Annotated in this window: 22 protein-coding genes; 14 read left to right on the top strand and 8 right to left on the bottom strand. The window is 73.7% G+C overall.

All coding sequences use genetic code 11. The features are described from left to right. Positions 1-107 precede the first annotated feature (107 nt). Positions 108-1,523 (top strand): hypothetical protein, encoded by a 1,416-nt coding sequence (locus AB4039_RS18120; protein ID WP_442271194.1) that lies wholly within the window; start codon positions 108-110, stop codon positions 1,521-1,523. Between the two features lie 23 nt (positions 1,524-1,546). Here the strand turns inward: AB4039_RS18120 and AB4039_RS18115 are convergent, their stop codons facing one another. After that, positions 1,547-1,942: a VOC family protein gene (locus tag AB4039_RS18115; RefSeq protein ID WP_266838359.1), complete on the bottom strand. Its 396-nt coding sequence runs from the start codon at positions 1,940-1,942 to the stop codon at positions 1,547-1,549. Positions 1,943-2,010: 68 nt separating this feature from the next. Further along, positions 2,011-2,901, bottom strand: coding sequence for a KPN_02809 family neutral zinc metallopeptidase (gene ypfJ / locus AB4039_RS18110; RefSeq protein ID WP_266838358.1), 891 nt, complete (start codon positions 2,899-2,901; stop codon positions 2,011-2,013). A gap of 239 nt (positions 2,902-3,140) precedes the next feature. On the opposite strand from ypfJ, the gene AB4039_RS18105 reads away from it, so the two are divergent. The 8 genes from AB4039_RS18105 (at position 3,141) to amaP (ending at position 8,610) form a co-directional block, all read left to right on the top strand. Beyond that, a complete protein-coding gene (locus AB4039_RS18105; RefSeq protein ID WP_266838357.1) occupies positions 3,141-4,739 on the top strand; it encodes an ABC-F family ATP-binding cassette domain-containing protein in 1,599 nt (532 codons plus the stop codon). Positions 4,740-5,092: 353 nt separating this feature from the next. After that, entirely contained in the window at positions 5,093-5,314 is a 222-nt protein-coding gene (locus AB4039_RS18100; RefSeq protein WP_007263382.1) for a helix-turn-helix domain-containing protein, read from the top strand. Positions 5,315-5,479: 165 nt separating this feature from the next. Beyond that, positions 5,480-6,259, top strand: a complete 780-nt coding sequence (locus AB4039_RS18095; RefSeq protein WP_266838356.1) for an enoyl-CoA hydratase/isomerase family protein — start codon at positions 5,480-5,482, stop codon at positions 6,257-6,259. 198 nt (positions 6,260-6,457) lie between these two features. Further along, a complete protein-coding gene (locus AB4039_RS18090; protein WP_030233431.1) occupies positions 6,458-6,889 on the top strand; it encodes an Asp23/Gls24 family envelope stress response protein in 432 nt (143 codons plus the stop codon). Positions 6,890-6,907: 18 nt separating this feature from the next. After that, positions 6,908-7,105: a hypothetical protein gene (locus AB4039_RS18085; protein WP_266838355.1), complete on the top strand. Its 198-nt coding sequence runs from the start codon at positions 6,908-6,910 to the stop codon at positions 7,103-7,105. Then, entirely contained in the window at positions 7,102-7,521 is a 420-nt protein-coding gene (locus AB4039_RS18080) for an Asp23/Gls24 family envelope stress response protein (protein WP_442271193.1), read from the top strand. The genes AB4039_RS18085 and AB4039_RS18080 overlap by 4 nt, the downstream gene beginning before the upstream one ends. Then, on the top strand, positions 7,518-8,048 hold the full coding sequence (locus AB4039_RS18075) for a DUF6286 domain-containing protein (RefSeq protein ID WP_266838353.1): 531 nt from the start codon (positions 7,518-7,520) through the stop codon (positions 8,046-8,048). Before AB4039_RS18080 ends, AB4039_RS18075 begins: the two co-directional genes overlap by 4 nt. A gap of 4 nt (positions 8,049-8,052) precedes the next feature. After that, positions 8,053-8,610 (top strand): alkaline shock response membrane anchor protein AmaP, encoded by a 558-nt coding sequence (amaP, locus tag AB4039_RS18070; protein WP_266838352.1) that lies wholly within the window; start codon positions 8,053-8,055, stop codon positions 8,608-8,610. Between the two features lie 68 nt (positions 8,611-8,678). On the opposite strand, the gene AB4039_RS18065 is transcribed toward amaP, so the two are convergent. The 6 genes from AB4039_RS18065 to AB4039_RS18040 all read right to left on the bottom strand — a co-directional run bounded on the left by AB4039_RS18065 (position 8,679) and on the right by AB4039_RS18040 (position 15,052). Next, positions 8,679-9,434, bottom strand: coding sequence for an SDR family oxidoreductase (locus AB4039_RS18065; protein WP_266838351.1), 756 nt, complete (start codon positions 9,432-9,434; stop codon positions 8,679-8,681). Positions 9,435-9,444: 10 nt separating this feature from the next. Beyond that, on the bottom strand, positions 9,445-10,230 hold the full coding sequence (locus AB4039_RS18060) for an SURF1 family cytochrome oxidase biogenesis protein (protein WP_442271192.1): 786 nt from the start codon (positions 10,228-10,230) through the stop codon (positions 9,445-9,447). An 81-nt stretch (positions 10,231-10,311) separates the two neighbouring features. Next, the gene (locus AB4039_RS18055) at positions 10,312-10,545 is read right to left on the bottom strand and encodes a hypothetical protein (protein ID WP_078950449.1); all 234 of its coding nucleotides are present in this window, start codon (positions 10,543-10,545) and stop codon (positions 10,312-10,314) included. A gap of 86 nt (positions 10,546-10,631) precedes the next feature. Continuing rightward, positions 10,632-11,609 (bottom strand): DEDDh family exonuclease, encoded by a 978-nt coding sequence (locus AB4039_RS18050; RefSeq protein ID WP_442271191.1) that lies wholly within the window; start codon positions 11,607-11,609, stop codon positions 10,632-10,634. 49 nt (positions 11,610-11,658) lie between these two features. After that, positions 11,659-14,283, bottom strand: coding sequence for an MXAN_6230/SCO0854 family RING domain-containing protein (locus AB4039_RS18045; RefSeq protein WP_266838348.1), 2,625 nt, complete (start codon positions 14,281-14,283; stop codon positions 11,659-11,661). Between the two features lie 115 nt (positions 14,284-14,398). Next, complete coding sequence (locus AB4039_RS18040; RefSeq protein WP_442271190.1) at positions 14,399-15,052, bottom strand: TetR/AcrR family transcriptional regulator; 654 nt, start codon at positions 15,050-15,052, stop codon at positions 14,399-14,401. A 111-nt stretch (positions 15,053-15,163) separates the two neighbouring features. Between AB4039_RS18040 and AB4039_RS18035 the strand changes: the two genes are divergently transcribed. The 5 genes from AB4039_RS18035 to AB4039_RS18015 all read left to right on the top strand — a co-directional run bounded on the left by AB4039_RS18035 (position 15,164) and on the right by AB4039_RS18015 (position 20,423). Then, entirely contained in the window at positions 15,164-15,961 is a 798-nt protein-coding gene (locus AB4039_RS18035; RefSeq protein ID WP_030233462.1) for an acetoacetate decarboxylase family protein, read from the top strand. Between the two features lies 1 nt (position 15,962). Then, entirely contained in the window at positions 15,963-16,847 is an 885-nt protein-coding gene (locus AB4039_RS18030) for an SDR family NAD(P)-dependent oxidoreductase (protein WP_266838346.1), read from the top strand. An 11-nt stretch (positions 16,848-16,858) separates the two neighbouring features. Continuing rightward, entirely contained in the window at positions 16,859-18,145 is a 1,287-nt protein-coding gene (locus AB4039_RS18025; protein WP_266838345.1) for an amidohydrolase family protein, read from the top strand. Continuing rightward, positions 18,142-19,362: an amidohydrolase family protein gene (locus tag AB4039_RS18020; protein WP_442271189.1), complete on the top strand. Its 1,221-nt coding sequence runs from the start codon at positions 18,142-18,144 to the stop codon at positions 19,360-19,362. The genes AB4039_RS18025 and AB4039_RS18020 overlap by 4 nt, the downstream gene beginning before the upstream one ends. A gap of 167 nt (positions 19,363-19,529) precedes the next feature. Next, positions 19,530-20,423, top strand: coding sequence for a sterol desaturase family protein (locus AB4039_RS18015; protein WP_442271188.1), 894 nt, complete (start codon positions 19,530-19,532; stop codon positions 20,421-20,423). Positions 20,424-20,461: the final 38 nt, after the last annotated feature.

The following is a 20,461-nucleotide window of genomic DNA, read 5'->3' as shown; positions in this document are numbered from 1 at the left end:
GCGGAGGAGGCGGGGAGGGGGGATTGCCCCGGTTCGTCCAACCGCTGACCTGTGGAAACGACCGGTTCCGTTTGGGCTTTCGGCCAGTGACGGGCAAGACTGCTTCCGTGACGTCCCGAAAGCCTGATGAGCAGTTGGCTCGCGACTCCAGACTCCGACTCGTCTCCCCGCGCTCCGTCGCCACGGCGCGCAAGGCGGTGACCGACCGGCGAACCCGGACGGCCCCCCGCCCGCCGGCGGGCACCCCCGCAACGGCGGACCTGGCGAACCGGGCCCGCGCCTCCCTCGCCGACGCGGTACGGCTGGCCCGCTGGGCCGAGCTGAACCTCGGAGCGGGCGACGGCGGCCGGCCCGCCCCCACCGGCGCACTGCCCGCCGCCGACGTCGAACGGGCCGCCGGGGAGCTGCGCCTGACGCACGGCCAGATCCGGGTCGGCTGGGACCGCGCACGCCTCTCGGGCCTCGTCGAGGTACACGGAGGCCACGCCCGGCCCGGCTGGCGGCTGCGCGCCTGGGACCGCGACGACAGCGCGGTGCTGCGCGGCTGGGTCGCCCTCTTCGACGCCTGGTCGCTCGTCCACCCGGCCCCCGCCGACATCGCCGCCTCGGCCGTCGCCGAGGTGGTCGAGGCGATGCCCCAGCTCCTGTCGCTGCTCCAGCTCTCGGCCGGCCCCGTGACCGTCCCGGACCTGCTGGACCTCCTCGGGCAGCGGGTCACCGAACTGCGCGACGAGCGTTGCGAGGTCCCCTGCGGCCCCGGGCCCGCTCCCGACTCCGGCGCCGCCCCGCCGACCCGGCCGCTCCCGCTCGCCCGGCTGCTGCGCTGGGCGCTCGGCGGCCTCGCCGCCGTGGACGCCGTCACCCTCGGCCCCGCCCGCGCCACCCTCACCCCGCTGGGGAGCTGGGCCGTCTGGGTCAAGCTGGAGCAGATCTGCGTCGCCGCGCAGAGCCCCGCCGGGAACATCGAGCAGTCCGCCGCCGCCATGCTGCACGGCTGCGCCCGGCTCAGGCCAGGCCCGGCCCGTGCCGAGTACCAGGCCTGGCTCGCCGCCCGGCCCGTGGGCCACGCCGTCAGCGAGCTGCTGCACGCCGCCCGCGGCGAGGACGCCCTGCTGCGCGGCCTGGCCTTCGAGGCCCTGCGCGTGGTCGGCGCCCCCGCCGAGCCCGAGGTCCGCGCGGCCGTACGGGAACCCGCCCTGCGCCCCTACGCCCTGCTCTGGCTCGCCGAGCACGACGGGGTGGACCCCGACGAGGCCCAGGACGTCCTGACCCCCGAGGAGTCGACCTGGCTCTGGGTGGACACGGCCGCGGCCATCGCCGACCACGGCGAGGCCGACCTGCTCGCCCGCCACCTCGACTCGGCCGTCCGCACCACCGTGCCCCGGCTCCTGGACGAGGTCCGCGCGGTCGGCCACCCCCGTACGGTGCAGGTGCTGGTCGCCCTCGCGGCCGCCCACCCCGACCCGGCCCTGGCCAAGGCCGTCCGCCGGGCCGCCTTCCAGGTCCACACCGGCGGCGCGTAACGGCGTGCGTACGCGCCGCGGGCTCAGACCTGCGGCGCGTACGTCCCGAAGCTCCAGACGTTGCCCTCGGCGTCCCGCGCCATGTAGTCCCGCGAACCGTAGTCCTGGTCGGTGGGTCCCATCAGGATCTCCACCCCGTGCTCCACGGCCCGGCGGTGATGGGCGTCCACGTCGTCGACCACCAGGTAGACGCCCGACGGGCCGGCGCCCTCCATGGCCTTGTCGAACGCGCCGCCGCGCCCCTTGCTGCCCAGCATCACGGCGCCGTTCCCGTACGCCAGCTCCGCGTGCATCACGGCGCCGTCGTCGCCCTCGTACACCGCCACCTGGGTGAATCCGAACGCTTCGGTCAGCTGCCGGATCGCCGACTTGGCGTCGCGGTAGAGCAGGGTCGGAAAGACGGTCGGAACGCCTGCCATGACGATCACTCCCTCTCAGGAACGTGCGCGTGTGACTCGCAGCACAGCATGGCAGGCGCCACCGACAGTCAGCGGAAGGTGTTGCACTGGGCCATGTCGCCCGTGCGGTAGCCCTGGTAGAACCACTGCTGGCGCTGCTGGGCCGAACCGTGGGTCCAGGACTCCGGGGTGACGCGGCCCTGGAACTTCTCCTGGATCCGGTCGTCGCCCACCGCGGCCGCCGCGTCCAGGCCGTCCCTGATGTCCTGGTCGGTGAGGCTCGTGATCAGCGGCCGCCCCGTCGACTTGTCCGGGGTCCTCGTCGCGTTCCGCGCCCACACCCCGGCGTAGCAGTCGGCCTGGAGCTCGACCTTGACCGCGTTGCTGTTCGCGCCCTGCCGCCCGTCCTGGGCCCGCTGGAGCGTTCCGGTCAGGTTCTGGATGTGGTGGCCGTACTCGTGGGCGACGACGTACGCCTGGGCGAAGGGGCCGCCGCTCGCGCCGAACTTCGTCCGCAGCTCCTCGAAGAAGCCCAGGTCCAGGTAGACCTGCCGGTCCGCGGGGCAATAGAAGGGGCCGACCGCCGAGGTGGCCGCGCCGCACGCGGTGTTCACCCGGCCGGTGAAGAAGACCGTGGACGCCGGGGCGTACTGCCCGCCGCGCCTTTGGAACTCCGGCTTCCAGAAGTCCTGGGTGCTGTTCACCACCGCGACGAGTCGGCAGTCCTCCCGGGCGTTCGCGTCCTGCCCCGTCCTGCAGGCCTGCTGCACCCGGGCCGCCGAGGACGAGGTCGCCACGGGCTGCGGGCTGCCGTCCGACAGCCCCAGCTGGTCCGGACCCACCCCGAAGAGCAGGCCCAGCACCAGGGCGATCAACCCGACGATCCCGCCGCCGACCGTGGCCTTCCCGCCCGGGATGCGGCTCCCGCGCTCGTCCTTGACCTCGGAAGTGTCCAGATTGGCGTCGTCGTCGAACTGCATACCGCACCGCCCTCGCGTCCCGTGGCCGCCCCTGCGGCGAGAATCAACCCCTTCATCCTGGTACGCGCCCGGGCGCCCCGGTGGCGCCCCGGGGCCGAACGGGCGACGGGAGGCCCCGAAAAGTGGTTGCGCACCCCCGGTAGAATGAACCCATGGCAAATCTCCTCGCGGATTAGCGGCGTCGAAGCAACGCGCGTCCTGCCCCCCTTCCGCCGTCCCCCCCGCCCTGGAGTATTTCCGTGATCACCGCCACCGGCGTCGAGCTGCGCGCCGGCGCCCGCATCCTCATCGAGTCCGCCTCCTTCCGCGTCGCCAAGGGCGACCGCATCGGCCTGGTCGGCCGCAACGGAGCGGGCAAGACCACGCTCACCAAGTGCCTCGCCGGCGAGGGCCAGCCCGCCGCGGGCGCCATCGCACGCTCCGGCGAGGTCGGCTACCTGCCGCAGGACCCGCGCACCGGCGACCTCGACGTGCTCGCCCGCGACCGGATCCTCTCCGCCCGCGGCCTCGACGTGCTGATCAAGAAGATGCGCGCGAACGAGGAGCGCATCGCCACCGGCTCCGGCGGCACCCGCGACAAGGCGATGAAGCAGTACGAACGCCAGGAGACGGAGTTCCTGACCAAGGGCGGGTACGCCGCCGAGGCGGAGGCCGCCACCATCTCGGCCGCCCTCGGCCTGCCCGACCGCGTTCTGGGCCAGCCGCTGCACACCCTCTCCGGCGGTCAGCGCCGCCGCGTCGAGCTCGCCCGGATCCTCTTCTCGGACGCCGACACCCTGCTCCTCGACGAGCCGACGAACCACCTGGACGCCGACTCGATCGTCTGGCTGCGCGACTACCTCAAGAACTACCGCGGCGGCTTCATCGTGATCTCCCACGACGTCGACCTCGTGGAGACGGTGGTCAACAAGGTCTTCTACCTGGACGCCAACCGCGCCCAGATCGACGTCTACAACATGGGCTGGAAGCTCTACCAGCAGCAGCGCGAGGCCGACGAGAAGCGCCGCAAGCGCGAGCGCCAGAACGCCGAGAAGAAGGCCGCGGCCCTGAACTCGCAGGCCGACAAGATGCGCGCCAAGGCCACCAAGACGGTCGCCGCGCAGAACATGGCCAAGCGCGCCGAGCGCCTGCTCTCCGGCCTGGAGGCCGTCCGCGTCTCCGACAAGGTCGCCAAGCTCCGCTTCCCGGACCCGGCGCCCTGCGGCAAGACCCCGCTGACCGCCGAGGGCCTGTCGAAGTCGTACGGCTCGCTGGAGATCTTCACCGACGTCGACCTGGCCATCGACAAGGGCTCCCGCGTGGTCATCCTCGGCCTCAACGGCGCCGGCAAGACCACGCTGCTGCGCCTGCTCTCGGGCACCGAGAAGCCGGACACCGGCACGGTCGTCCCCGGCCACGGCCTCAAGCTCGGCTACTACGCCCAGGAGCACGAGACCCTGGACCCGGAGCGCACCGTCCTGGAGAACATGCGCTCCTCGGCGCCCGACCTGGACCTGGTCGACGTCCGCAAGACCCTCGGTTCCTTCCTGTTCTCCGGCGACGACGTGGACAAGCCCGCGGGCGTGCTCTCCGGCGGCGAGAAGACCCGGCTGGCCCTGGCCACGCTGGTCGTCTCCTCGGCCAACGTGCTGCTGCTCGACGAGCCCACCAACAACCTCGACCCGGCGAGCCGCGAGGAGATCCTCGGGGCCCTGCGCACGTACAAGGGCGCGGTCATCCTCGTCACCCACGACGAGGGCGCGGTCGAGGCCCTGGAGCCGGAGCGGATCATCCTGCTGCCGGACGGGGTCGAGGACCTGTGGGGCCCGGACTACCGGGACCTGGTCGCCCTCGCCTGACGGGTCCCCGGCCCACTGATCCAGTTCCTTATGGATCATTCGGCTCAGGCGTGATCCATCATCTGAGTGAGACGGTCTCGTACCGTCGCGCCCCGTACGACGGCCCCGGCCGCAGCCTCCCCGAGGCGCGGCCGGGGCCGGCTCTTTTCCGCGTCTGGCCCCTGACCTGGTGATTCCCCTCGGCGGCGGAGGAGTGTGACGGAGGTCATGCGGCGGAAGAGAAGATTCCGTTCTGCTCGGGCGTCCACCCCTCGGGAAATGCCGTCGTACCGACCTTGCTGAATGGGTGGCCAGGAAGCCGGGGAGGGGTGATCATGAGAAGTCCAGAGCGCACTTCCCACGAGGAGGCACGGGTGGCCGAGACTCTGAAGAAGGGCAGCCGGGTTACCGGCGCCGCGCGCGACAAGCTCGCGGCAGACCTGAAGAAGAAGTACGACTCCGGTGCGAGTATCCGGGCGCTGGCCGAAGAGACCGGCCGGTCCTACGGATTCGTCCACCGGATGCTCAGTGAGTCCGGAGTCACGCTGCGTGGTCGCGGTGGCGCGACACGCGGCAAGAAGGCGGCTGCGGCCTGACCCTGGCCGTCAGGCCGAGGCCGGCGCCGGAGGCGCGCGACAGCTTCGTACGGCTCCACGCACGGTTCTTCGGTGACCCCCGGTCGGCCCCGCGGCCGACTGGGTGGTTACTGTGCAGTCACTTAGGCCGAGCATGCGGCCACGACTGCACACCGGAGGCACCAGATGGCTCTGCTCGACAAGGACGGCGTACGGCTCACCATCGACGACGCGCTCGCCACGGTGACCCTGACCAATCCGGCCAAGCGAAACGCCCAGTCCCCCGCGCTCTGGCGGGCGTTGGCGGAGGCCGGACGGTCGTTGCCGGGCACCGTCCGGGTCGTCGTGCTGCGCGGCGAGGGCAAGTCCTTCTCCGCAGGGCTCGACCGGCAGGCGTTCACCCCCGAAGGCTTCGAGGGCGAGCCGTCCTTCCTCGATCTGGCACGTGGTTCCGACGAGATCCTCGATTCCACCATCGCCGAGTACCAGGAGGCTTTCACCTGGTGGCGGCGCAATGACATCGTCTCCATCGCCGCCGTGCAGGGGCACGCGATCGGTGCCGGCTTCCAGCTCGCGCTCGCGTGCGACCTGCGCGTGGTCGCGGACGACGTGCAGTTCGCCATGCGCGAGACCAGCCTGGGCCTGGTCCCCGATCTCGGGGGCACCCAGCCGCTGACCGCACTGGTCGGCTACGCCCGCGCGCTCGAAATCTGCGCGACCGGCCGCTTCGTGCACGCGGAAGAGGCCGAACGGGTCGGCCTCGCCAACCTGGTGGTACCGGCCGACGAGCTCGACGCCGCCGTTCAGGACCTCGGCACCGCACTGCTCGCACCGCCCCGCGACGCGGTGATCGAGACCAAGGCCCTGCTCCGCGCGGCCACCTCCCGCCCCTACGACGACCAGCGCACCGCCGAGCGGGCCGCGCAGGCCCGCCGCCTGCGCGACCTGGCGGGCCTCTCCGACTGACCCGGACGAACCCCGTACCGGCGGGGCGGCCCTCCCGCCGCTCCGCGCCACCGCACCTCATCGCGCGCCGGGCCCACCCGGTCGGCCGGAACCGGACACACGGTTTCCGCCGACCGGCGTAGTCCCGGCGCGTTCGCGCGCACGGGGCACTTACGGTGGACGGGAGTCCGCAGTCCGTACGGCGCGAAAGGACCAGCGATGACCGAATCCGCATCAGGGGGTTCCGGCAGGGCCCCCGCCGACCGCGGCCGCACCACCATCGCCGACGGGGTGGTCGAGAAGATCGCCGGCCTCGCCGCCCGCGAGGTGGTCGGCGTCCACGCCCTCGGCAGCGGCAGCGGCCTCTCCCGTACGTTCGGGGCGGTCCGCGACCGGGTGCCCGGCGGGGCCAAGTCCGCCGTCAGCCGCGGGGTGAAGGCCGAGGTCGGCGAGGTCCAGACGGCCCTCGACCTGGAGATCGTCGTCGACTACGGCGTGTCGATCCGTGACGTCGCCCGGGCGGTCCGTGAGAACGTCATCTCGGCGGTCGAGCGGATGACCGGCCTGGAGGTCGTCGAGGTCAACATCGCGGTCGGCGACGTCAAACTGCCGGACGAGGAAGACGAGGAACCGGAGTCCCGGCTCCACTAGACGGGAGGGGCGACGCACATGAGCATGGCGGTCGCCGGCCTGCTGGCCGGCATGGCACTCGGCTTCGCCGGCTACTTCGGTGGCTTCGGGGCCTTCCTGCTGGTGGCGGCGCTCGGCGCCGTCGGCTTCGTGGTCGGCCGGTTCCTCGACGGGGACCTGGAAGCCGGCGACCTGTTCCGCCCGCGCGGCCGCGACGACCGGCGCGGACCCCGATGAGCACCGGTCCGGGCACCCCGCCCGACATCGGTCCGGGCACCCCGCCGGGCACCCCCGCGCCCCGGGCCGTGCCGCCGCGGGTGCCGGCCGCCGAGCGGGGGGCCACCCGCATCGCCGACCGGGTCGTCGCCAAGATCGCCGCCCAGGCCGCCCGGGAGGCCCTCGACGTCCTGCCCGGACAGGCCCCGCACGCGGCGGTCACCGTCCACCACGACATCGCCCGGGTACGGGTCAGCCTGGAGCTGGCCTACCCCTCCGACCTCGCCACCCAGTGCGCGGACGTCCGCCGCCGGGTCGCCCTCCGGATCGAGGAGTGCGCCGGCATGACCGTCCCCGAGGTCGACATCGACATCGAACACCTGCACCCCGCGCAGCTGCGGCCGGCTTCCGCCGGACGGGGCCGGCGGCTGCGGTGACGACCCCGCACCGTTTCCGCTCCGCCCGGCGGATCCCCGCCGGGCTCACCGCACTGGCGGTGCTGGCGGTGGCCGGGCTGTTCCTCTACGACCTGGCCGCCGTACGGGCCGGGCGGCCCGCGATGCGCTGGCGCCGCGAACTCGCCGGACAGCTGGAACGGCACGCCCCGGCCGACACCGGGGTACTGGTGGCCGGCGTGCTCCTCGCACTGGCCGGGGCCGTCCTCCTGCTGCTGGCCCTCGCCCCCGGAGTGCGCGGGCTGCTGCCGATGCGGGCCGAGCCGGGCGTGCGGGCGGGGATCCGGCGCAAGGCCGCCGCCCTGGTGCTGCGGGACCGCGCCATGGAGGTCTCCGGGGTGCGGTCGGTCCGGGTGCGCATGGGCCGTGGCCGCGTCGGGATCCGGGCGACCTCGCACTTCCGCGAACTGGACGACGTACGCGCCGACCTCGACGAGGTGCTCGCCGTCGGCATCGAGGAACTGGGCCTCGCGCATCCGCCGCGGCCCCGGGTCAGGGTCAGGAGGTGAGCGGATGCTCGGAGCGGTGAACCGGATCCTGCTGGGGCTGACCGGGCTGGTCCTGCTGGCGGCCGGGGTCTGCCTGCTGACCGGCTCCCGGCCGCTCGGCGGCCGGCACGCCCCCCTGCTCACGGCCGGGACCCGCCGCCGGTACGGGCACCCCGAGGGCTGGTGGTGGTGGGCGCTCCTCGCCGCCCTGGCGGTGTGCGTCCTGCTCGCGCTGTGGTGGCTGCTGGCGCAGCTGCGGCGCTCCCGCCTCCCGGCGCTGCCCGTGGACACCGGCGACGGGGCGTACGCCCTGCTGCGGGGCCGCACCCTGGAAGCGGCGGTGGCCGCCGAGGCGGGAGCGCTCGACGGGGTCGCCGGGTGCAAGGTCGCCCTCCGGGGCCGGCGGGGCTCCCCGGCCCTGCGCATCGCGCTGGAGCTGGAACCCCACGCCGTGCCCGCCGACGCGCTCGCCGGGCTCGCGGGCCCCGTCCTCACGCACGCCCGGACCTCGGCGGGCCTCCCGGAACTTCCCGCGGAGGCCCGCCTGGAGGTCTCCTCCCACCACGCGCGGCGCGTGACCTGACGGGGCGCCCGCCGGGAGCGCGGCTCGGAAACCCCGGCGCGAGCGGCGCGCCCGCCGGGAGCGCGGCGTCAGAAACCGTGGCGCGAGCCGCCGTCCACCGGGAGCATCACCCCGGTGAGGTAGGACGCCGCCGGGGACAGCAGGAAGGCCGCCGTCCGCCCGAACTCCTCCGGCGTCCCGTACCGCCGCAGCGGGATCCGGGACTCGTTCCCCGCGCGGGCGGCGTCCACGTCCCCGGACAGCGCGTCCAGCTCCCGGACCCGGTCGGTGTCGATCCGGGCCGGCAGCAGCCCGACCACACGGATCCCGCGCGGGCCCAGTTCCACCGACAGGGACTTCGCGAAGCCCGCGAGCCCGGGGCGCAGGCCGTTCGAGATGGTCAGGCCGGGGATCGGCTCGTGGACGGAGCCCGACAGCACGAAACCGACGACCCCGCCCTCGCCCAGGGCGTCCGCCGCCGCGCGGGCGAGGCGGACCGCGCCCAGGAAGACCGACTCGAAGGCGGTCCTCCACTGCTCGTCGGTGGTGTCCGCCGCACCGCCGGCCGGCGGTCCGCCGACGCTGATGAGGATGCCGTCGAAGCGGCCGAAGCGTTCCCTGGCGGTGGCCACCAGCCGGGCCGCCGACTCCGGGTCGGAGTTGTCCGCGGCCAGGCCCAGCGCGTTCGGGCCGAGTTCGGCGGCGGCTTCCGCCGCCCGCTTCTCGTCCCGGCCGGTCAGTACGACCTTCGCCCCGTCGGCGGTCAGTTCCCGCGCGGCGGCGAAGCCGAGCCCGCGGGTGGCTCCGGTGACGACGTAGACACGGTCCTTCAGTCCAAGATCCATGCGGGTCACGCTACGCCGAAGCGGGCTCCAGTGGCACGGCCTTCGCCGCGGCCTCCTCGCGGTCGCGCTTCTCCCGGCGCACCAGGACCACCCAGCCCACCGGTACCGCCGCCGCGAACAGCCACCACTGGACGGCGTACGCCATGTGCGGGCCGATCGAGTCGTGGTCGGGCTCGGCCACCGCCTGCGGGCTGCCGCCCGGCGGGAGCGGGGCGGTGAGTTCCAGGTAGCCGCCGAGGACGGGCCGGCCCTGGGCGGCCGCCTGCTGCCCGCTGTCGATCAGCATCACCTGGCGGTCGGGCAGGCCCTTGCGGTCCTTGATCCCGCTGTCGCCGCTGGTCTCGTCGGCCTTCAGCCGCCCGGTGACCGTGACCTCGCCCGCGGGCGCGGCCGGCACCGGCGGGTAGGCGCGCGGGTCGTCGCCGCCCGCGACCCAGCCGCGGTTGACCAGCACCGCCCGGCCGTCGGCCAGCACCAGCGGGGTGACGACCTGGAGACCGACCTTGTCGTCGTTGGAGGTGCGCATCCGCACGACCACCTCGTGCGCCGGGTCGTAGGTGCCGGTGGCGGTGACGGCGCGCCAGTAGTCGGCCCTCGGGACGGTGTGACCGGGCGAGGTGACCTCGGTGATCGGCACCGGCTTCGCGTACAGGTTCTTCGCGATCAGCTCGTTCTGCGCGACGCGGTGCTCGTGGCGGTGGAACTGCCAGAACCCCAGCTTGATCATCGCGGGGATGAGGACGAGGGCGATGAGGGTGAGGCACACCCACTGCCGGGTCAGGACGAAGCGGTACACGCCCACGACGGTACCCGCAGCGACGGGGACCCCGGTGGCCGGGTGGCCATCCGGGGTCGGGACGACGGGGGGAAAGGGGGGTCAGACGCGGTCGGTGATGCCCACCTTCCCCTCCGCGCGGGCGCAGTGCGCGCCGCAGAACCACTGTCCCTGGACCTCGACGCCCTGCCCGATGATCTGGACCCGGCAGTGCTCGCAGATGGGCGCCATGCGGTGGATGGCGCAGGAGAAGCAGTCGAAGACGTGCACCGCGCCCTGCGCGTGCACCTCGAAGGACATGCCGTAATCGTTTCCGCAGACCTCGCAACGTGCCATGCGCCGCATGCTGCGCACGACGGACGGCCGGAACAAGATCCACCGGGGTGAGTCGCGGCCCCTGCACCCGGCCGGAGCAACGCCCCCTACTGCTCCGGTGAGGGCGCCACGTCGCGCAGCAGCTGGGTGAAGGCCGCCTCGTCCACCACCGGGGTGCCGAAGGCCTTCGCCTTGACCGTCTTGGAGGTCGCCGAGTCGGGGTCGTTGGTCACCAGGAGGCTGGTGAGCCGCGACACGCTCGTCGCGACGTGCAGGCCCGCCTCCACCGCCCGGTCCTCCAGCAGCTCCCGGTCCACCGAGGTGTCACCGGAGAACGCGACCCGCATGCCCTGCTTGAGCGGCGTGCCGTCCTCGAAGCGCCCCGGATTGGGGTACGGGCACGGCGGCCGCTTGCGCGAGGCCCGCCAGGTGCCGGAGCCGCCGTAGGAGGCCTGGTAGCCGATCCGGGGCGCGGCGGGGGAGTCCGACCACTCCGTCAGCGCACGGCACTCCAGCAGGGGCAGCCGTACGCCGCCCCGCGCGGCCGTGTGCAGCGACGGACGGAAGGCCTCCGCCAGCACCCGGGCGTCGTCGAGCGCGTGGTGGGCGCGCTGCTGGACCACGCCGTAGTGCGCGGCGAGCGACTCCAGCTTGTGGTTGGGCAGCGGCAGGTCCAGTTCCTTCGACAGGGCGATGGTGCACAGCCGCTGGCGCACCGGCGCGGTCCGGGAGGCCCGCGCGTACTCCCGGGCGATCATCTGCCAGTCGAAGATGGCGTTGTGCGCGACGAGCACCCGGTCCGCGAGCCGCTCCGCGAACTCCTCGGCGATGTCCTCGAAGAGGGGCGCGTCGGCGAGCATCTCGCTGGTGAGCCCGTGGATCCAGACCGGACCCGGGTCCCGGCGCGGGTTGACCAGGGTGTACCAGTGGTCCTCCACCTCGCCCCGCGCGTCGAGCCGGTAGACGGCCGCGGACACGATCCGGTCGTCACGAGCGAGCCCGGTGGTCTCCACGTCGACGACCGCGTACCCCTGGGGGTACGCGGTCGGCCACGTCGTGTCTGCGGTCGTACGGTCGTCGAGCATGGTCACAGAGGATATCGGCCCCGACCGACAGCCGTGGCCCGATGGCCCTTCAGCACAGCTCCGCCACGAGGTCCGCCGCGCTCACCGAGGTGAGGGATCCCGCCACTTCGCCGGGCCCCGGGAAGAGGTGGTACGCGGTCCCCGAAGCCCCGCGCGGGGCCGGGAGCGCGTGCACGCTCGCGAGGAAGACCCGCTTTCCGGCGGCCAGTTCACCGGCGGCCGCGTCGGCGTCGGCGGGCTCCCGCCGTTCCTGGGGCTCCTCCAGCGCAGCAACCCGGGCGGCGAATCCGGCCACCGTTTCCCCGGCCCCGGCCCGGTAGAGCCACAGTTCGTCCGGAAGGACGGGATGCGGTGCCCGGCGTATGACGGCCACCTCGCGGGAGCGGGCCGCCGCCCGCCACACCGCCAGGTCCCACAGGGTCGTACGGGTGCCCGAGCCGAAGTGCTCCCACACGTCGCGCGCCACGGACGCCAGCCGGTCCCCGTGCGAACGCACGCTCTGGAAACCGCCGGACGGGGGCAGGTGCACGTCCGCCCACAGCGCCCGCCGGGCGGCCAGGTCCACCACCATCGGCATGCAGACCCGCGACCGTCCGGCCAGGTCGAAGCGCTGGCGCACGGTGCGCGGATCGTAGGTGGCGTCCCGGGGGCCGTCGGCCGGCAGGCCCATGAAGCCCGCGAAGGCGTCCGGGAGTGTGTCGAAGGGCACGTTGTTGTAGCTCAGGACCAGGGGGACGGCGTAGCGGTCCCCGTTGCGGGCGAGGGCGGCCGGGTCCAGGTCCACGTACTCGGTGGCGCCGAGCGGCGCGGGCGCCGAGGTGAGGTCGCCCGAGTGGGTGGCGGTGCCGCGCGGCCCGTGGCGCAGCGAGGTGTAGTCGCACAGGCCCGTGAACCGCCACTCGGCGTCGAAGAAGGCGACCGAAAGGTCCAGGTCGGTGATCTGGCCCTCGGGCTCGGTCCAGTGCAGGAACAGCCGCAGCACCTCGTCCTGCGGCAGCCGCTGCACGCTGCCGCGCGGGACGGCGACCAGGGCCTTGGCGGTGGTGCGCTCGCCGAAGGGAACGGTCAGCTCCGCGAGCCCGGAGTCGAGGACGGCCAGCTCGTACGGGTCCCCCGGCGCGGCGCCGAACCGGCGCAGCACCTCGGCTTCCAGCCGGGCCGTGACCTCCTCGACGAGGGGCGCGGGCAGCGGTGTCCGCTCCTCCCACGCCACCTGGGCGCGGGCGACCCGGCCGTTCGGGAAGAACACCCGGCGGCCGCCGCCGCGCTCCTCGGCCCTGGTCCGCAGCGCGCCGAGCGCGGACAGCAGCGGGCCCGGCGCGACGGCGGGCAGCGCGTGCGCCAGCGCGCGCCGCAGCTCGGGCAGCGGCTCCGCGCCCGGGTGCAGGCGCAGCAGGTGGTCGAGGCGGCGTACGAGTTCACCCGGGCGCTGCGCGGCGAGCGTGACGGCGCCCGGGGCGTCCCCGGAGGCGAGGGCCCGCTCCAGCCGGCCGGCCCAGGTGGCGGGCAGGATCCGGTCCCCGGCGACCCGTACGGCCTCGGGGTGCGCGGCGGCCGACTCCAGCAGGGCGGTGCCGAAGGCGGTCGCCGGGGACACGGTGGTGCCCCGCAGCACGGCGAAGGCGAGCGCGGCGCGCGGGTGCCGGGCGTGCCGTTCGAAGGGGTGCAGGCTCTCGGCGGCGCGCTTCCAGGCCACCGGATGCCGCAGCAGGTCCTCGACCAGGTACTGGGGGTTCAACGCGTCGAGCACCGCGAGGAGTTCCCGGCGCAGCGGCCGGGCGAGCGTGGCGAACCGGGGCAGCGGCAGCAGCCCGGCCTCGCCGCCCGACAGCACGGCCAGCAGGCGCAGCACGTCGGTGGCGGTGGTCAGGTGACGCAGCAGCGGGGCCCGGTCGCCGGCTCGGGGCAGCAGGGCGGCGAGCACCAGCGCCCTGGTCTCCCGTACGGGGATCTCCGCGGGCAGCCGGCCGGGGTCCGCCGGGGCGGCCGCCAGCAGGACGGTCAGGTCCTCGCGGTCCTGCGGGGAGAGCGGGGTCCGGCGGGAGACCAGGGCCCGGACCTCGGCGAAGGCGTCCGCCCCGGCGTCGGTGCCCAGGCGCAGCAGCCGCAGCGGGCCGATCGGCGCCGCCTTGAGCGGGGTGCGCGGGGCGGTGCGCAGGAAGGGGTCGGCGGGGTCGACGCGGCGGTGGCAGACGGGGCAGCCCGCGTAGTCGGCGCCGTCCCAGCACAGCCGGCACACCAGGTGGGCGCAGGGGGACACGGGGTGGACGGTGCCGCTCTCGCCGCACAGCACGCAGGGCTGGGCGGGCTGCTGCGCGAGGAAGCTGAAGACCCTGGCCACGTAGAGCCGGTCGGTGTCGCGGGTGACCGAGAGCGGGAAACGGCGGAAGAGCGGCACGTGCGTGCGGTCGGCTCCGAGCAACTCGTCGGCGAGGGCGTTCAGCCGGGCCCCGGCGGCGGCCAGTTCGGCGGGGCCGAGCGCGTTCAGGGCCGCGTACAGCTGCGGGGTCGGGGCCTGGCCCCGGTCGAGGAGGTCGGTCTCCACCCGCCGGACGCCCGGGGACGGGGCGGGGGCCGCTGCCGGGGTCCGCTCCGGGGCCCGGTCCGGTCCGGGCACGTGGTCGACGTAGACGGTCTGAAGCCGGCGCAGCAGCACGGACTCGATGGTGGACACGCGTGATTTCCCCTCCGCGAACGACAAAGCGGGGGCGGAGAGTGGGCGCGCGGGTTCGTCGGTAGAAGGAGAGAAGGATGCACGCCGCGGAGCCGCCCCCGCGTCATGGATCCCATCACGGGCCCGGGCGGCCGGGCAAACCCTTAATCCCCGGCGGCGCGAGCAGGGCCCGTACGAGGGCCCGCACCGACAGCAGGAACAGCCGTTCCGGGTCGGCCGGGCGGGACAGGGCGCGGGCGAGGGCCGGGTCGTCGGGGGCCGCGGCGGGGTCCCAGAGGTCGCCCTCGGCGGGGGACTGGGCGGGGGAGCGTTCGCGGTTGCGCTCGACGAGCAGGAAGCCGACGATCTGGAACTGGATGGCGCGCACGGCGTCGGCGGCCCGGGCGCCGCGCAGCCCGGCGGCGTGCACCTCGTGGACCAGGGCCTGCTGGGCGGGCAGGAACATCCGCTCGGTGAGGCCGCGTTCGTGGACCATCGCGATCAGGTGCGGGCGCCCGCGCAGTTCGCGGCGCAGGATCCGGGCCACCGACAGGATCCGGTCGGCCGGGGTGCGGCCGACCGGGCGGACGGCGCCCATCTCCTGGACGGTGCGTTCCACGAGGGCGTCGAGCAGGGACTCGCGGTTGCCGACGTGCCAGTAGATGGAGGTCACCGCCGTGCCCAGGTCGGCGGCGAGCCCGCGCATGGTCAGGGCCGCCGGACCGTGCCGTCTGACCAGCGACGCTGCCGCCGCCAGTACCTCCTCACGGGTCAGCGGGTTCCTCGCCATGGGCCGGCCGCCAATCTGTCGATCCGTCAGTTTCGGTGTGTGCGGGGGTCTTTACCCTTCATCGGCGGCGGTGTAACTGTGTTACAGACCGACCGAAGGAGGGTGCGATTCATGGCACGCGTACGGTACGGAGCGCGCACCGAGGCCGAGATCGCGGCGTCGCGCGAGAAGAGTTCGAAGCTCCCCGACATCTGGTCCACCGGGGTCGTGGCCGTCTGGGAGAGCGATCCGGACGTGGTGGCGGCCGTCCTGCCGCCCCCGCTCAAGCCCGCCGAGCGGCCCCTGGTGCGGGCCAACATCAGCAAGGTCGACCTCCCCGGCTACCCGCTCGGCGCCGGCTCGGTGGCCGTCGCCGCCCGGCACGGCGGCGTCGAGGGCTGGTACCCGCTGGTCATGCCGATGACGCACGAGCGCGCCCTGACCGGTGGCCGCGAGGTGTTCGGCGAGCCCAAGAAGCTGGGCGAGGTGACCGTCGAACGCGAGGGCCTGGTCGTGCGGGCCGCCCTCGCCCGGCACGGGATCGCCTTCGTCGAGGTGCGCGGGGCGGTGGACCGCCCGCTGCCGCTGCCCGAGCCCGTCCTGAAGACCGACTTCTACTTCAAGTTCCTCCCCGCGGTGGACGGTTCGGGCTTCGAGTCCGACCCGGTGCTCGTCCACTGCACGCGCAACGAGAAGGTCCGCAAGCTGGAGCACATCACCGGTGACGTGGTGCTCCGCGAGTCGATGTACGACCCGGTGGCCGATCTCCCCGTACGCCGCGTCGTGGAGATCACCATCGGCGAGAAGACCACCGACCAGAAGGGCCGGGCCGTCGAGCGCGTCAGCGCCCAGGCCCTGCTCCCGTACGTCCACCAGCGCTACGACGACCCGATGCAGATCCTCGACGGGCCGCCCGAGGGGAGCGTCTGAGATGCGCCTCGAACCGGGACAGGTGGCCGTCGTCACCGGCGCGGCGAGCGGCATCGGCCTCGCCATGGCCCGCCGCTTCGCCGCCGAGGGACTGAAGGTGGTCCTCGCCGACGTGGAGGAGGGCGCCCTGCGCGGGGCCGCCGGGGAACTGGCCGCCGAGGGGGCCGAGGTCCTGGCCCGCGTCGTCGACGTCAGCGAGCGCGACTCCGTGCTCTCCCTGGCCGACGCCGCGTACGACGCCTTCGGCGCCGTCCACGTGCTGTGCAACAACGCGGGCGTCGGCTCGGGCGCCGAGGGCCGGATGTGGGAACACGAGCCCAACGACTGGAAGTGGGCCTTCTCCGTCAACGTCTGGGGCGTCTTCCACGGCATCCAGGCCTTCGTCCCCCGCATGATCGAGGCCGGCGGCCCCGGGCACGTCGTCAACACCTCCTCCGGCGACGGCGGCATCGCCCCCCTGCCCACCGCCTCCGTCTACGCCGTCACCAAGGCGGCCGTGGTCACCATGACCGAGTCCCTGTACGCCCACCTCAGGGCGGAGGGCGCCTCCGTCGGCGCTTCCGTCCTCTTCCCCGGACCGCACATGCTGCGCACCGGCCTGTGGGAGTCCCACCGCAACCGGCCCGAGCGCTACGCGAAGGAACGGCCGCGCCGGACCCCGTACCGCAGCCTCGACCAGTACGAGGCCGCGATGAAGCAGGCCGGCCACGAGGTGGCCTTCACCCCGGTCGAGGAGGTCGCCGGGCACGTCGTCGACGGCATCCGCGCCGACCGGTTCTGGATGCTCCCGGCGAGCGAGCACAGCGACCGGCAGATCCGCGCCCGCTCGCGGTCGATGCTCGACCGCGCCAACCCCGCCTACCTGGAAAGCTTCATCCTCGACTGAGGGGCCGTGCAGTGAACGCGTACGAAGACCCGTACCTGATCATCTCCTCCGACTGTCACGCGGGCCTGCCGACCGAGCGGTACCGCCCTTACCTCGACTCCCGCTTCCACCGCCAGTTCGACGAGTTCCTCGGCCAGCGCGACGCCCGCCGCGAGGAGGCCACCCGCCTGGGCGTCCGTAACGAGGCCTTCGCCCAGAAGTGGTTCCACGACCACGAGGAGGGCCTCAAGGGCGGCTGGGACGCCGGCCGGCGGCTCAAGGAACTCGACGGTGACGGAGTCGCCGCCGAGGTGGTCTTCCCCGATGCCGACGCGGTCGACAGCCAGACCGCCGCCCCCTTCGGCGTCGGCCTCGGCCTCTCCGGCGACCAGGACCCCGAGCTGGGCATGGCGGGGGCGCGGGCGCACAACCGCTGGCTGGCCGAGTTCGTGTCGCAGAGCCCCGAACGCCACTGCGGGGTGGCCCTGCTGCCCATCACCGCAGAGCCCGCCATGGTGGTGGCCGAGATCCACCGGGCCAAGGAGTCCGGACTCGGCGCCCTGATGATCCCCTCCATGTGGGTGGACAAGGCGCCCTACCACGACCGCCGTTACGACCCCGTGTGGGCGGCGGCCGCCGAGACCGCGATGCCGATCGTCACCCACTCGGGGGCCGCGCCGCGCCACGAGTACGGGGACCACCTCGGCATCTACGTCTCCGAGGTCACCTGGTGGCCGGCCCGCCCGCTGTGGTTCCTGCTCTGGTCCGGGGTCTTCGAGCGGCACCCGGGCCTGAGGTTCGGCATCGCGGAGTCGGGCTGCTGGTGGCTGCCGAACCAGCTCTGGTTCATGGACCGGCTCTACCTCGGGGCGCACGGGGGCAAGAAGCTCTCCCCGTTCGCGGAGCTCAAGCGCCCGCCGAGCGAGTACCTGGACCGCCAGGTGTTCATCTGCGCCACGAACACCAAGCGGCGCGAACTCGCCCAGCGCTACGAGATCGGCGTGGACAACATCCTGTGGGGCTCGGACTTCCCGCACCCCGAGGGCACCTGGCCCGACACCCGCAACTGGCTGCGCAGCACCTTCCACGACATCCCGGTGGCCGAGACCCGCCGGATGCTGGGTCTGGCCGCGGCCGAGGTCTTCGGCTTCGACACCGCGAAGCTCGCCCCGGTCGCCCGCCGGATCGGCCCCACCCCGGACGGGCTCGGGCAGTCCCCGGACCAGGCCGCGGTGGAGGCCTCCTGGGCCCGCTCCCGCGAGACGGGCCGGCACTGGCTGACCGGCGGCGACTTCCCGGTCCTGGGGGTCTCCCGATGACCGGGGACCGCTACACGGTCGTCTCGGCCGACTGCCATGCGGGCGCCGACCTGCTGGACTACCGGCCGTACCTGGCCAAGCGGCACCACGAGGCCTTCGACGCCTGGGCCGCCGGCTACGTCAACCCGTACGAGGACCTCCTCGCCGACACCGCCGACCGCAACTGGAACTCGGCCCGCCGGCTGGCCGAACTCGAAGCGGACGGCATCGTCGCGGAGGTCCTCTTCCCGAACACCATCCCGCCGTTCTTCCCCGCGGCCTCCCTGATGGCGCAACCGCCCACGGCTGCGGAGTACGAGCTGCGCTGGGCGGGCCTGCAGGCGCACAACCGCTGGCTGGCCGACTTCTGCGCGGACGCGCCGGGCCGGCGGGCCGGGGTGGCGCAGATCCTCCTCAACGACGTGGACGAGGCGGTCCGGGAGATCCGCCGCACCCGGGAGGCGGGCCTGACGGGCGGCATCCTCCTCCCCGGAGTCCCTCCTGGCTCACCCGTCCCGGAGCTCTACTCCGCGGCCTACGACCCGATCTGGGCCGTCTGCGCGGAACTCGACGTCCCCGTCAACCACCACGGCGGCTCGGCCTCGCCCCCGATCGGGGAGGAACCGGCGGCCCGCGCCGTCTTCATGGTGGAGACCACCTGGTTCTCCCACCGCGCCCTGTGGCACCTGATCTTCGGCGGGGCCTTCCGCCGCCACCCCGGCCTGAAGCTGGTCCTGACCGAGCAGGGCTCGGGCTGGATCCCGGGCGTCCTGGAGATGCTGGACTACTACCACGGCCGCCTCGTCACGGCCTCGGCCACGGCGGAGGCCAAGTTCGGGGCGGGGCTGGCCGACGCCATGGGCCGGGGCCCCAGCGAGGTCTGGCGGGACAACTGCTTCGTGGGGGCGAGCTTCATGCGCCCCCACGAGGTCCCGCTGCGGGACCGGATCGGCCTCGACAAGATCATGTGGGGCAGCGACTACCCCCACGACGAGGGCACCACCCCCTTCTCCCGGGAGGGTCTGCGCATCGCGTACGCGGGCCTGCCGAGGGAGGAGGTCGCGGCGATGGTCGGCGGCAACGCCGCCCGCGTCTACGGCTTCGACCTCCCCCTCCTGGACGCCCTGGCCGCCAGACACGGCCCCCTGGTCTCGGAGGTCGCCGAACCCCTGACCCGCATCCCGGCCGGAGCCACCAGCCCGGCCTTCGCCCGGGGCGCCTCGGTACGCGTTTGGTGACAGCGTCCGGGCGCCCGCCGGAGCGGCTCACGGAAGCTGCGTGAGCCGCTCCGGCGGGGCTGCGCCCGAAGCCCGGACCGCGGTGGGGGTACCGCCGGTAACTCCGTCGGATACCGATCGGTAACAACCTCTAGCGGAGCCCCCTGAGGCGCCTCTATGGTGCGGGCATGCCGAACCTGCCCGATGTCGTGCTGTGGTCCATACCCGCGTTCGTCCTGCTCACCGTCATCGAGGTGGTGAGCTACCGGCTGCATCCCGACGAGGACGCCGCCGGGTACGACGCCAAGGACGCGGTCACGAGCGTCACCATGGGCATCGGCAGCATCGGCTTCGACCTGCTCTGGAAGGTCCCGGTCGTCGCCGTCTTCACGGCCGTCTACGAACTGACCCCGCTGCGCGTGCCGTTCCTGTGGTGGACCGCCCTGCTGATGCTGCTCGTGCAGGACTTCCTCTACTACTGGCAGCACCGGCTGCACCACGTCATCCGCATCCTGTGGGCCTGTCACGTGGTCCACCACAGCAGCCGCAGGTTCAACCTCACCACCGCCCTGCGCCAGCCCTGGACCAGTGCCACCACCTGGTGGTTCTACCTGCCCATGGTCGCCTTCGGCGTGCACCCGGCAGCGGTCCCCTTCTGCTACGGGATCAACCTCCTCTACCAGTTCTGGGTCCACACCGAGCGCATCGGGAAACTGCCGCGGGCGTACGAGTACGTCTTCAACACCCCCTCGCACCACCGCGTCCACCACGCCTCCCAGGGCGGCTACCTCGACCGCAACTTCGGCGGCATCCTGATCGTCTGGGACCGGATGTTCGGGTCCTGGGTCGGGGAGACCGAGCGGCCCGTCTACGGGCTGACCAAGAACATCGGCACCCACAACCCGCTGCGCGTGGCCACCCACGAGTACGCCGCCATCGCCCGCGACGTACGTGCCGCCGACAGCTGGCGCGAGCGCGCCGGGCGGGTCTTCCGCGGGCCGGGCTGGCAGCCCGTCGCCAAGCGGGCGCCCGGGGCGGGCGGCGCGCCCGCCTCCGCGCCGGAGCCGGAGCGCGCCGCGTGAGCGCCACCGGGTCCCGTACGCCGTCCTGGGCCCTGGGC

The sequence above is a fragment of the Streptomyces sp. M-16 genome, assembly GCF_052114405.1.
GTDB lineage: Bacteria > Actinomycetota > Actinomycetes > Streptomycetales > Streptomycetaceae > Streptomyces.
The sequence above is the reverse complement of the archived record's forward strand: the minus strand, read 5'-3'. Positions and strand labels throughout refer to the sequence as shown.

Excerpts from the sequence above, each read along its gene's own strand:
- AB4039_RS18115 (WP_266838359.1), bottom strand. The coding sequence starts at position 1,942 with ATGGCAGGCGTTCCGACCGTCTTTCCGACCCTGCTCTACCGCGACGCC.
- ypfJ (WP_266838358.1), bottom strand. The coding sequence starts at position 2,901 with ATGCAGTTCGACGACGACGCCAATCTGGACACTTCCGAGGTCAAGGAC.
- AB4039_RS18095 (WP_266838356.1), top strand. The coding sequence starts at position 5,480 with ATGGCTCTGCTCGACAAGGACGGCGTACGGCTCACCATCGACGACGCG.
- AB4039_RS18090 (WP_030233431.1), top strand. The coding sequence starts at position 6,458 with ATGACCGAATCCGCATCAGGGGGTTCCGGCAGGGCCCCCGCCGACCGC.
- AB4039_RS18085 (WP_266838355.1), top strand. The coding sequence starts at position 6,908 with ATGAGCATGGCGGTCGCCGGCCTGCTGGCCGGCATGGCACTCGGCTTC.
- AB4039_RS18080 (WP_442271193.1), top strand. The coding sequence starts at position 7,102 with ATGAGCACCGGTCCGGGCACCCCGCCCGACATCGGTCCGGGCACCCCG.
- amaP (WP_266838352.1), top strand. The coding sequence starts at position 8,053 with ATGCTCGGAGCGGTGAACCGGATCCTGCTGGGGCTGACCGGGCTGGTC.
- AB4039_RS18065 (WP_266838351.1), bottom strand. The coding sequence starts at position 9,434 with ATGGATCTTGGACTGAAGGACCGTGTCTACGTCGTCACCGGAGCCACC.
- AB4039_RS18055 (WP_078950449.1), bottom strand. The coding sequence starts at position 10,545 with ATGGCACGTTGCGAGGTCTGCGGAAACGATTACGGCATGTCCTTCGAG.
- AB4039_RS18050 (WP_442271191.1), bottom strand. The coding sequence starts at position 11,609 with ATGCTCGACGACCGTACGACCGCAGACACGACGTGGCCGACCGCGTAC.
- AB4039_RS18040 (WP_442271190.1), bottom strand. The coding sequence starts at position 15,052 with ATGGCGAGGAACCCGCTGACCCGTGAGGAGGTACTGGCGGCGGCAGCG.
- AB4039_RS18035 (WP_030233462.1), top strand. The coding sequence starts at position 15,164 with ATGGCACGCGTACGGTACGGAGCGCGCACCGAGGCCGAGATCGCGGCG.
- AB4039_RS18030 (WP_266838346.1), top strand. The coding sequence starts at position 15,963 with ATGCGCCTCGAACCGGGACAGGTGGCCGTCGTCACCGGCGCGGCGAGC.
- AB4039_RS18020 (WP_442271189.1), top strand. The coding sequence starts at position 18,142 with ATGACCGGGGACCGCTACACGGTCGTCTCGGCCGACTGCCATGCGGGC.
- AB4039_RS18015 (WP_442271188.1), top strand. The coding sequence starts at position 19,530 with ATGCCGAACCTGCCCGATGTCGTGCTGTGGTCCATACCCGCGTTCGTC.